Origin of the sequence: Massilia putida (assembly GCF_001941825.1) — a bacterium.
GTDB classification, from domain to species: domain Bacteria; phylum Pseudomonadota; class Gammaproteobacteria; order Burkholderiales; family Burkholderiaceae_D; genus Telluria; species Telluria putida.
The window spans coordinates 5543814-5555659 of the sequence record NZ_CP019038.1; the positions used below are offsets into that span (position 1 = coordinate 5543814).

The 11846-nt window shown below is 66.1% G+C and carries 9 protein-coding genes; 8 read left to right on the top strand and 1 reads right to left on the bottom strand.

Translation table 11 applies throughout. The features are described 5' to 3' along the window. The first annotated feature begins 6 nt into the window (after positions 1-6). The 7 genes from araD1 to BVG12_RS26825 all read left to right on the top strand — a co-directional run bounded on the left by araD1 (position 7) and on the right by BVG12_RS26825 (position 10124). Positions 7-999, top strand: a complete 993-nt coding sequence (gene araD1, locus BVG12_RS26795; protein WP_075795057.1) for an AraD1 family protein — start codon at positions 7-9, stop codon at positions 997-999. Beyond that, positions 996-2570, top strand: coding sequence for an aldehyde dehydrogenase (NADP(+)) (locus tag BVG12_RS26800; protein WP_075795058.1), 1575 nt, complete (start codon positions 996-998; stop codon positions 2568-2570). The genes araD1 and BVG12_RS26800 overlap by 4 nt, the downstream gene beginning before the upstream one ends. Before the next feature lie 65 nt (positions 2571-2635). Then, positions 2636-3403, top strand: a complete 768-nt coding sequence (locus BVG12_RS26805) for an SDR family NAD(P)-dependent oxidoreductase (RefSeq protein ID WP_075795059.1) — start codon at positions 2636-2638, stop codon at positions 3401-3403. Positions 3404-3612: 209 nt separating this feature from the next. Continuing rightward, the gene (locus tag BVG12_RS26810) at positions 3613-5166 is read left to right on the top strand and encodes an alpha-N-arabinofuranosidase (protein ID WP_075795060.1); all 1554 of its coding nucleotides are present in this window, start codon (positions 3613-3615) and stop codon (positions 5164-5166) included. Positions 5167-5169: 3 nt separating this feature from the next. Beyond that, positions 5170-6720 (top strand): glycoside hydrolase family 43 protein, encoded by a 1551-nt coding sequence (locus BVG12_RS26815; protein WP_075795061.1) that lies wholly within the window; start codon positions 5170-5172, stop codon positions 6718-6720. 15 nt (positions 6721-6735) lie between these two features. After that, a complete protein-coding gene (locus tag BVG12_RS26820) occupies positions 6736-7764 on the top strand; it encodes an arabinan endo-1,5-alpha-L-arabinosidase (RefSeq protein WP_075795062.1) in 1029 nt (342 codons plus the stop codon). Further along, a complete protein-coding gene (locus BVG12_RS26825; RefSeq protein ID WP_075795063.1) occupies positions 7761-10124 on the top strand; it encodes a glycoside hydrolase family 127 protein in 2364 nt (787 codons plus the stop codon). The genes BVG12_RS26820 and BVG12_RS26825 overlap by 4 nt, the downstream gene beginning before the upstream one ends. A gap of 104 nt (positions 10125-10228) precedes the next feature. Here BVG12_RS26825 and BVG12_RS34295 read toward each other — a convergent pair whose 3' ends face one another. Then, positions 10229-10375 carry a hypothetical protein gene (locus BVG12_RS34295; protein ID WP_156895750.1) on the bottom strand — a complete coding sequence of 49 codons (147 nt, stop codon included), beginning with the start codon at positions 10373-10375 and terminating at the stop codon, positions 10229-10231. Positions 10376-10874: 499 nt separating this feature from the next. On the opposite strand from BVG12_RS34295, the gene BVG12_RS26830 reads away from it, so the two are divergent. Then, positions 10875-11837, top strand: coding sequence for an ABC transporter substrate-binding protein (locus BVG12_RS26830; RefSeq protein ID WP_075796579.1), 963 nt, complete (start codon positions 10875-10877; stop codon positions 11835-11837). Positions 11838-11846 lie beyond the last annotated feature (9 nt).

Genomic DNA, 11846 nt, shown 5'->3' on the forward strand with positions numbered 1-11846 from the left:
ACAAACATGCTGCTCATCCAATACAAATCGGCCACCGGCGACCGCCGCGTCGGCATCCTGAACGGCGACGTCGTCACCGCCATCACCGGCTACGCGACCACGCTGGACCTGGCGAAAGCCGCCATCGCGCAGGGCAAGGGCTTGGCCAGCCTGGCCGATGCGAATGCCACCGGCACCAACGAATCGTACGAAGCCATCGCCGCGGAAGGCCGCCTGCTGGCCCCGATCGACCACCCGGACGCCGCCCACTGCTACGTCACTGGCACGGGCCTCACGCACCTGGGCAGCGCCGACACGCGCGACGCCATGCACAAGAAGATCGGCGGCGACGTCGAGACGCTGTCGGACTCCATGAAGATGTTCCGCATGGGCGTCGAAGGCGGCAAGCCGGAAGCGGGCAAGGCCGGCGTGCAGCCGGAATGGTTCTACAAGGGCGACGGCTCGATCGTGCGCGCCAGCGGCCAGGACATGGAAATGCCGGACTTCTCGCTGGACGGCGGCGAAGAACCGGAGATCGCCGGCCTGTACGTGATCGGCGACGACGGCCAGCCGTACCGCGTCGGCTTCGCACTGGGTAACGAATTCTCGGACCACGTGACGGAACGCCAGAACTACCTGTACCTCGCCCACTCGAAGCTGCGCAACTGCGGCGTGGGCCCGGCGCTGCTTGTCGGCGAACTGCCGGCGCACGTGCAGGGCGTCTCGCGCATCCGCGATGCGCAGGGCAACGTGCGGTGGGAGAAAGCCTTCGTGTCGGGCGAACAGAATATGTCGCACACGATCGGCAACCTGGAATACCACCACTTCAAATACGGCCTGTTCAACCGTCCGGGCGACGTGCACATCCACTTCTTCGGCACCGCGACCCTGAGCTTCGCCGACAGCGTAAACGTGCAGGCCGGCGAAACGTTCGAGATCGAATCGCCGCAGTTCGGCCCCGCGCTGCGCAACAAGCTCACCGTCCATGCCACCCAATTTGCGAAAGTGAAGACCTTATGACCATCGCACAGATCACGGGCGAAGCCCTCATCGGCGGCGTCGCCCGGCGCGGCGCCGGCAATTCGTTCAAGGCGTGGAACCCGGCCGCGCGCGAGCACATCGAGCCCGCCTTCCACATGGTCGACATCGACCAGATCGACCAGGCATGCAGCCTGGCCGGCGAGGCGTTCGACGTCTTCCGCAACACCACCGACGAAGAACGCGCCGGCTTTCTGGACACCGTCGCCGACCAGATCATGGCCCTTGGCGACGCGCTCGTCGAGCGCGCGATGGCGGAAACCGGCCTGCCGCGCGGCCGCATGGAGGGCGAGCGCGCCCGCACGTGCAACCAGCTGAAACTGTTCGGCAGCCTGCTGCGCGAAGGGTCGTGGCAGGATCCGCGCATCGATCCGGCCCTGCCGCAGCGCACGCCGCCACGTCCGGACCTGCGCAGCCGCCTGATCGGCGTCGGCCCCGTCGCCGTGTTCGCCGCATCGAACTTCCCGCTCGCGTTCTCCGTCGCCGGCGGCGACACGGCATCGGCCTTCGCGGCCGGCTGCCCGGTCGTCCTGAAGGCCCACTCGGCCCACCCCGGCACGTCGGAACTGGTGGCGCGCGCCGTCGTGAAAGCCGTCGAGCTGTGCGGCCTGCCGGCCGGCACGTTCGCACTGCTGACCGGCAACGGCATCGGCCAGGCATTGGTCGCGCATCCGGCGATCCAGGCCGTCGGCTTCACCGGCTCCCGTTCGGGCGGCACGGCGCTGATGGCCGTCGCCGCGGGCCGCCAGCAGCCGATCCCGGTCTATGCCGAGATGAGCAGCATTAACCCGGTGTTGCTGCTGCCGCAGGCGCTGGAACAGCACGCCGAGCGCATCGGCCGCGAATTCGCCGCGTCGCTGACGCTGGGCGTCGGCCAGTTCTGCACCAACCCCGGCCTCGTGCTGACGATCGACGGTCCGGGCCTCGCGACGTTCTGCGCAGCCGCCACGGCAGCGCTGAACGACACGCAGCCGGCAACCATGCTGTCGGCCGGTATCGCATCGAGCTTCCGCCGCGGCGTCGCCGCGCTGGGCAGCAACGAAGCGGTGACGACCTTGCTGCGCCTGGAGCACGAAGACAACCAGGGCCACGCCGCGTTGTTCCGTGTCGACGGCGCCGACTTCCTGGCCCGCAAGGAACTGCACGAAGAGGTGTTCGGCCCGGCCTCGCTGCTGGTCGTGTGCCGGGACGTCGAGCAGATGCGCGCCATCGTCGAACATCTGGAAGGCCAGCTGACGGCCGCGATCCACCTGGAAGAGGGCGACATCGAGGCGGCGCAGGCACTGCTGCCGACGCTGGAGCGCAAGGTCGGCCGCATCCTGGCCAACGGCTTCGGTACCGGCGTGGAAGTGACGCACGCGATGGTGCACGGCGGTCCGTTCCCGGCCACGGCCGACGGCCGCAGCACGTCGGTGGGCACGGGCGCGATCTTCCGCTTCCTGCGCCCGGTGGCGTACCAGAACCTGCCGCAGGCGCTGCTGCCGGCGGTGCTGCGCGACGAGAATCCGCGCGGCATCTGGCGCCGCCGCGACGGCGCGCTGGGCAAGGAATAAGCACGAAAGACGGCGGCGCCGGGCCGTTCCCGGCGCCGCCTACAATAAGATTTTAGGAGACGACGATGGGTACTTTAGCCAAGTACGGTAGCCTCGAAGGCAAACGGGTATTCGTGACGGGCGGCGGCAGCGGGATCGGCGAAGCGATCGTCGCCGCGCTGGCGGAGCAGGGCGCGCTGGTCGGCTTTGTCGACATCGTGCGCGACGCCAGCGAGGCATTGGTCGCGCGCCTGGCCGCTGCCGGCCATAACGCACCGATGTACCGTTACTGCGACATCACCGACATCCCGAGCCTGCAGGCCGTGATGGCCGAGATGGCCGCCAAGCTGGGCGACTTCGACGTTATCGTCAACAACGCCGCCAACGACCAGCGCCACCAGATCGGCGACGTCTCGGTCGAGTACTGGGACGAACGCATCGCCATCAACCAGCGCCCGATGTTCTTCACCGTGCAGGCCGCCTTGGCCGGCATGAAGCGCCGCGGCGGCGGGTCCGTCATCAACTTCAGTTCGATGTCGTGGCATGCCAAGAATCCGAACTATCCGATCTATGCGACCACGAAGGCGTCCGTGATCGGCCTGACGCGCTGCCTCGCGCGCGACCTCGGACAATTCAACATCCGCGTCAACACCGTGACGCCGGGCTGGGTGATGACCCAGCGCCAGATCGACCTGTGGCTGGACGAGGCGGGCGAAGCCGAGATCGCGCGCTCGCAGTGCCTGCCGGGCAAGCTGATGCCCGAGGATATCGCCGCGATGGTGCTGTTCCTGTCCGCCGACGACAGCAAGATGTGCACGGGGCAGGAATTCATCGTGGATGCAGGGTGGGTGTGACGGCAATACCGTCGCATCGTTGATTGCGCGCGTATGCGCCGTGTGATCGTCGTTTTTCCGCCGCCTCCAAAACCGTCATTCCCGCGCACTCGGGAATCCATGCCGCGCCTCTCCGGCACGCGGCCTATGGATTCCCGTTTTCGCGGGAATGACGGGTTCTGTTCTTCACCAACAAAACTACCCCATCGACCAAAATAAACGGAGACCCCATGAAACCATTCCAACCCACCATCCTCGCCCTCGGCATCGCCGCCGCGTTCTGTGCCGGCACCGCGTTCGCCCAGGTGAACGTCACTGTCGACACGACCAAGCCGGGTGCGGTGATCGACAAGGACGTCTATGGCCAGTTCGCCGAACACCTCGGCACCGGCATCTACGGCGGCCTGTGGGTCGGTCCGGATTCGAAGATCCCGAATACGCGCGGCTGGCGCAACGACGTCGTCGGCGCGCTGAAGGACATGCACGTGCCGCTGGTCCGCTGGCCGGGCGGTTGCTTCGCCGACGAATACCACTGGCGCGAAGGCATCGGCCCGCGCAACAAGCGTCCGGTGAAGGTCAACACGAACTGGGGCGGTGTGCCGGAAAACAATGCGGTGGGCACGCACGAATTCTTCGACCTCGTCGAGCAGCTGGGCGCGGACGCCTACGTCAACGGCAATCTCGGTACCGGCACCCCGCAGGAAGCGGCCGAGTGGATCGAGTACATGACGTCGGAAGGCAAGTCGACGCTGGCCGAACTGCGCGCGAAGAACGGCCACCCGGCGCCGTTCAAGGTCGCGTATTTCGCCATCGGTAACGAGTCGTGGGGCTGCGGCGGCAATATGCGGCCGCAGTACTACGCCGACCTGTACCGCCAGTGGAACACGTTCCTGAAGGCGCCGCAGCACCTGCGTCCGAAGATGATCGCCAGCGGCGGCACGGCCGACGACACCACCTGGACCGACGTCCTCTCGCGCGACCTGAAGGGCCGCACCGACGGCATCAGCTTCCACTACTACACGCTCCCGACCGGCAACTGGGAGAAGAAAGGCGCCGCCACCGGCTTCCCGGAGTCGGAATGGTTCTCGACGATGTCGCAGACCCTGCGCATGGAAGACTTCGTCCGCAAGAACGTCGCGATCCTCGACAAGAACGATCCGGAGAAGAAGATCGGCTTCGACGTGGACGAGTGGGGCACCTGGTACGACGTCGAGAAGGGCACGAACCCGGGCTTCCTGTTCCAGCGTAATACGATCCGCGACGCCGTCGTGGCCGCGCTCAACTTCAACATCTTCCACGCCTACGCCGACCGCGTGCGCATGACGAACATCGCGCAGATGGTCAACGTGCTGCAGGCCATGATCATCACCGACAACGAGAAGATGCTGCTGACGCCGACGTACTACGCATTCAAGATGTACGCGCCGTTCCAGGGCGCCGCGTCGCTGCCGGTTGCGCTGTCGAACAACACGACCTACGCCTCGAACGGCCAGGGCGTGCCGGGCATCAGCGCGTCGGCCGCGAAGGGCAAGGACGGCAAGACCTATGTCGCCCTCGTCAACACGAACCCGCATGAAGCCACCGACGTCGTCCTGAACGTCGCCGGCCAGAACGTCGGCGCCGTGCGCGGCCAGCTGCTGACCGCGGATGCGATGGACGCCCACAACACGTTCGAGCACAAGGACGCCGTCAAGCCGGTGCCGTTCAGCGCCAACGCGGGCGGCGGCAAGCTGACGATCAAGGTGCCGGCCAAGTCGGTGCTGGTCGTGGCCGTGGAAGGCTGATCCATGGCGCACGCTCTCACCCCGCGTGCGCTGGCTACCGCCGTCGCCGCCGCGTTCGTCCTCGCCGGTTGCGGCGGGGGCGGTGGCGGCGGTAGCACGGCGGTGAGCACGCCGGTCGCCGCCACGCCGTCGACTCCCGCGGCGACAGCCACCGACACCCCGGCCCAGGCCGCGGTCACTTTCGCCAACGTCTCCGTGCACGACCCGGCCGTCATCAAGGTCGGCGACACGTGGTACGCGTTCGGCTCGCACCTGGCGGCCGCGAAGACGACGGACCTGATGAACTGGACGAAGATCGCCGACGGCGTCAACGACGGCAACCCGCTGTTTTCGAAAGTGACGACGGCGCTGGCCGACACGTTCGCGTGGGCCCAGGTCACGGACCTGTGGGCGCCGGACGTCATCCAGCTCGACGACGGCAAGTTCTACATGTACTACGATGCCTGCAAGGGCGATTCGCCGCGTTCCGCGCTGGGCGTGGCCGTCGCCGACAAGATCGAAGGCCCGTACGTCAACAAGCAGGTGTTCCTCAAGTCCGGCATGTGGGGCGAGGTCAGTCCCGACGGCACCGTTTACGACGCGCTGAAGCATCCGAACGTCGTCGACCCGAACACCTTCCGCGACGCGGCCGGCAAGCTGTGGATGATCTACGGCTCGTATTCGGGCGGCATCTTCATCATGGCGATGGATCCGGCCACCGGCCTGCCGGTCGCGGGCCAGGGCTACGGCAAGCATCTCATGGGCGGCAACCACGCGCGCATCGAGGGCGCCTATGTGATGTACAGCCCGGCGACCAAGTACTACTACCTGTTCACGTCGTTCGGCGGACTCGATGCCACCGGCGGCTACAACATGCGCGTGGCGCGCGCGACGAACCCGGACGGCCCTTACCTCGACGCCTCCGGCAAGGACATGGCCGACGTGAAGGCCGACCCAAGCAAGCCCCTGTTCGACGACGCGAGCATCGCGCCGTACGGCCAGAAGCTCGTGGGCAGCCACCAGTTCGCGCTGGCGGCCGGCGAATCCGGCACGCCGCTCGGCTACGTGTCGCCGGGCCACAATTCGGCGCGCTACGAAGCCGCGACGAACCAATACTTCCTGATCTTCCACACCCGCTTCCCGGGCCAGGGCGAATACCACGAGATGCGCGTGCACGAGATGTTCATCAACGACGACGGCTGGCCGGTGGCGGCGCCGCTGCGTTACGTGCCCCTGTCGAAGAGCGCGACGACGATCTCGTCGACCGTCACGAGCGCGGACACGGCCGGCGCGTACAAGATGGTCAACCACGGCAAGGACATCTCGGCCACGGTCAAGCCGTCCGTCGCGGTCCGGCTGGACGCTAACGGCACGGTGAGCGGCGCAGGATCGGGCAACACCGGCGGCACCTGGACGCACAAGGGCAACAACAACGTCGCCATCGTGATCGACGGCGTCACCTACAGCGGCGTGCTGTCGCGCCAGTGGAACCCGAATGCGAACGCGTTCGCGGTGACCTTCACGGCGCAGTCGAAGACCGGCGTGTCGCTGTGGGGCATCCGCACCGGCTCGTGATCGAAAGGATGAAGCATGCGTAAAGCGACGAAATTCGCGGCCGCGCTCGGCGCCGGCGTGATGGCGCTGGCCCCCGCGCTGGCGGCCCAGGCATCCCAGGTCAGCGTGCACGACCCCGTGATGGCCAAGGAGGGCAGCACGTACTACCTGTACAGCACGGGACCCGGCATCACGTTCTACTCCTCGATCGACATGGTGCACTGGAAGCCGGAAGGCCGCGTGTTCGCGGGCGAACCCGCGTGGGCGAAACGTGCGGCACCGACGTTCAACGACCATATCTGGGCGCCGGACGTCCACCGGCACAACGGCCGCTGGCTGCTGTATTACTCGGTGTCCGGCTTCGGCAAGAACACGTCGGGCATCGGCGTGACGACCAATGCGACGCTCCACCCGCGCGCGCCCAACTACCGCTGGGAAGACCAGGGGATGGTCGTGCAGTCGGTGCCGGGCCGCGACATGTGGAACGCCATCGACCCGAACGTCGTCGAGGACGACAAGGGGCAGGGCTGGATGACGTTCGGTTCGTTCTGGGGCGGCATCAAGCTCGTGAAGCTGGACGACAGCTGGACGAAGATCGCCGAGCCGCAGGAATGGCACACGATCGCCCGGCGCGAACGTCCCGCGTTCACGCCGGACGAGCAAGCGGCGCCGGCCGAGATCGAAGGGCCGTTCATCTTCAAGAAGAACGGGTATTACTACCTGTTCGTCTCGTGGGGCCTGTGCTGCCAGGGTCCGAAGAGCACGTACCACGTCGTCGTCGGCCGCGCGCGGGACGTCATGGGACCGTACCTCGACCGTCAGGGCAAGGACATGGCACAGGGCGGCGGCTCGCTCGTGATCCAGGGCGACAAGGACTGGAAGGCGCTGGGCCACAACAGCGCCTACACGTTCGACGGCAAGGATTACCTCGTGCTGCACGCGTACGAGACGGCCGACCGTTACAAGCAGAAGCTCAAGGTGATGGACATCCGCTGGGACAAGGACGGCTGGCCGACGGTCGACCCGAAAGACCTCAATCGTTACGTAAGCGAAGAAGTCAAATGACACTGACCCGCATCGCCGCGCTGTTGTTCACCCTGGGCGCGACGTGCGCCCAGGCCGCCGATCTGTTCCCGCTGCAGGACGTGCGCCTGGGCCCGAGCCCCTTCCTCGACGCCCAGACGACGGACCTGAACTACCTGATGGCGATGGAGCCGGACCGCCTGCTGGCGCCGTTCCTGCGCGAAGCGGGGCTCACGCCGAAGCAGCCCAGCTACGGCAACTGGGAATCGTCGGGCCTCGACGGCCACATGGGCGGGCACTACCTGTCGGCGCTGGCGTTGATGGTTGCGTCGACCGGCGATGCGGAGGTCAAGAAGCGTCTCGACTACTTCGTCGCGGAGCTGAAGCGCGCGCAGCAGGCCAACAAGGACGATGAGATGCGCGGCTATGTGGGCGGCGTGCCCGGCGGCCGCGCCGCGTGGCGCGACGTCGCCGCGGGCAAGCTCCATGCCGACAATTTTTCCGTCAACGGCAAATGGGTCCCGTGGTACAACCTGCACAAGATCTACGCGGGCCTGCGCGACGCCTACCGCTATGCCGGCAACGAGGATGCGAAGGCGATGCTGATTGCCATGGCCGACTGGGCGCTGCGCCTGACGAGCCATTTGACGGACGAGCAGATGCAGCAGATGCTGAAGGCCGAACATGGCGGCATGAACGAGGTGCTGGCCGACGTCGCCCAGATGACCGGGGACTCGCGTTACATGGACCTCGCGCTGAAGTTCTCGCACCAGGCCATCCTGCAGCCGCTCGAAAAGCACGAGGACAAGCTCACGGGCCTGCACGCCAACACCCAGATCCCGAAGGTCATCGGCTTCAAGCGCATCGGCGAACTCACGGGCCGCAAGGACATGGCGGACGCCGCCGCGTTCTTCTGGCAGACCGTCGTCGGCCACCGCACGGTGGCCATCGGCGGCAACAGCGTCAGGGAGCACTTCCATGACGACAAGGACTTCAGCCCGATGATCGACGAGGTCGAGGGGCCGGAAACCTGCAACACGTATAACATGCTGAAGCTGACGGAGATGCTGTTCGAGACGTCGGACAAGGCCAGCTACGCGGACTATTACGAGCGCGCGCTGTACAACCACATCCTCGCCTCCGAACATCCTGGCACGGGCGGCTTCGTCTACTTCACGCCGATGCGTCCGAATCACTACCGCGTGTATTCACAGGTGGACCAGGCCATGTGGTGCTGCGTCGGCTCCGGCATCGAGAGCCATGCCAAATATGGCGAATTCATCTACGCGCACGAAGGCGATGTCTTGTTCGTCAACCTGTTCATTCCGTCCACCCTCAACTGGCGCGAGAAGAACGTCAAGATCACGCAGGCGAACAACTTCCCGGACCAGGCCAGCACGCGCATCACCATCGACGGCGATGCAAAGTTCGCGCTGAAGATCCGCTATCCGGCCTGGGTCGCGCCGGGCAAGCTCGCGCTGAAGGTGAACGGCAAACTCGTCAAGGTCGATGCGAAGCCGGGCGGCTACGTCAGCGTCGATCGCGCGTGGAAAAAGGGCGACCGCGTCGACGTGAGCCTGCCGATGTCGATGCGCCTGGAGCAGATGCCGGACAAGTCGAATTACTACGCGGTGCTGTACGGCCCCGTCGTGCTGGCGGCGAAGACGAACCCGTTCCCGACCGAGCACCTGAACTTCCTCGCGGACGATTCGCGCATGGGCCACAGCCCGTCCGGCCAGGTCTGCCCACTGGAGGCGGCGCCGACCTTCGTCTCGGACAGCAAGGATTTCACGCGCCGCTTCAAGCCCGTGAAGGGCAAGGCGCTGACGTTCACGGCACCCGGCGTCGTGCAGGGCGGCGCGGGGGCGTCGACGGAGTTCATTCCGTTCTTCCGCCTGCACGACTCGCGCTACATGATCTACTGGCAGCAGAGCACCCCGGCCGAATTCGCGCGCGTGAGGCAGGAGAACGCGGAGAAGGAAGCCGAGCGCCTGGCGCTGGACGCGCAGACCATCGACCAGGTGGCGCCGGGCGAACAGCAGCCGGAATCGGACCACGGCTTCCAGGGCGAGGGCGCGGACGCGGGCCTCAACGGTGGCCGCCACTGGCGCCATGCGAGCAAGTGGTTCAGCTACCAGCTCAACGACCCGAAGCACGAGGCGAAGGCGTTGCGCCTGACGTTCGCGCGCGCGGACGCGGGCCGCAAGTTCGACATCGTCGTGGCGGGCCAGCGCATCGCGGAAGTCGAACTGCCGTCCGGCGAGGCGCAGGAATTCTATACGCGCGACTTCGCGCTGCCGCCCGCGCTGGTGCAGGGTGCGAACGGCAAGCTGGAAGTGAAGTTCGTCGCGAAGGAAGGGTCCATGGCGGGCGGATTGTACGGACTCCGGCTGTTGCGTTGACCCGGTTCCGTCGTTCCTGCGCAGGCAGGCCCCCAATTTGCACGCGTTATCGCAACCGACGCAGCACTTGGGGCCCCGCCTGCGCGGGGACGACGTCTCAGGCGCTAGCGCTTCGCCTGCGCCCGCGCCTTCGCCATCCGGTTCAACACCTTCCACTTCGACCGCGCGGCGATGCGGTCCAGCGGCGTGGCCGCCGCGTGCCGCACTTCGCGAAGCAGCTTGTGGTAGTTGCGCAGACGGTCCGCATCCACGACGCCGCGCACCGCGCATCCCGGCTCCTCCACATGCGTGCAGTCGTGGAAGCGGCAGCCTGCGGCCAGCGCGTCGATGTCGTCGAACGCCGCGTTGACGTCGTCCTCATCGGCGTCCGGCTGCGATGCGGCGCAGCGCCGCGATATCGAAATCGATCATGTCGTTGTGTTCCTGTTGAGAAGTGCGCGAGCGCGCACGGGCACGCCGCCGCAAGCGCGCGGTGGCGGGTTTCTGTCAGGGAACTCGGCGCGCTGGCGCGCCCGTTCACAACGTCTGCGGTCGACGGGAAGCGGTCAGGCAGCCGACAGGCGGGCAATATCCGGTTGGTTCATGGCACGCTCCTGTGGGGGAATGAAGCGGCCAGTATAGCTCGACCGATCCGCAGAGGGAACCGACGCTGAGATGTCAAAATGGGTATGGATTCCGTCAAAAAAATGATTGGATGAATATGTCAGTTCTGTCATAGTATCCATGCACAACAATTCCGGAGACAAAGTGATGACCGTCACCCGCAGAACCCTCCTGGGCGTTGCCGCCGCCGTCGCGTGCGCAACCGCCATCCCGGCATTTGCCGCTAAACCCCTCACGATCGGCTTCTCGCAGGTCGGCGCCGAAAGCGAGTGGCGCACCGCGAACACCGCCTCGATCAAGGACGCCGCCAAGAAGGCCGGCGTCAACCTGAAATTCGCCGACGCCCAGCAACAGCAGCAGAACCAGGTCAAGGCCATCCGTTCGTTCATCGCCCAGCGTGTCGACGTGATCGCGTTCTCGCCCGTCGTGGAAACCGGTTGGGAGACCGTGCTGCGCGAAGCGAAGAACGCAAAAATCCCCGTGATCCTGACCGATCGCGCCGTCAAGGTCAGCGATCCGTCGCTGTACGTCAGCTTCATCGGTTCCGACTTCGTGGAAGAAGGCCGCCGCGCCGGACGCTGGCTGCTCGACTACGACAAGAAGATCGGCGGCAAGCCGCTGAACATCGTCGAACTGCAGGGCACGACCGGTGCCGCGCCGGCGATCGACCGCAGGACCGGATTCGCCGAAGTCATCGCGGAGAATCCGAAGCTGAAGATCATCCGCTCGCAGACGGGCGACTTCACCCGCGCCAAGGGCAAGGAAGTCATGGAAGCGTTCCTGAAGTCCGAAGGCAAGAACATCAACGTGCTGTTCGCGCACAACGACGACATGGCCATCGGCGCGATCCAGGCCATCGAGGAAGCGGGCCTGAAGCCGGGCAAGGACATCATCATCATCTCGATCGACGGCGTGAAAGGCGCGTTCGAGGCCATGAAGGCCGGGAAGCTGAATGTCACGGTCGAGTGCAATCCGCTGCTCGGCCCGACCCTGATCCAGACCGCGCAGGACGTCGTGGCCGGCAAGCCGGTCCCCAAGCGCATCGTCGTGAACGAGGGGGTGTTCCCGGCTGAGGTGGCGGCGAAGGAACTCCCGAACCGCAAATACTGATCGGATCGA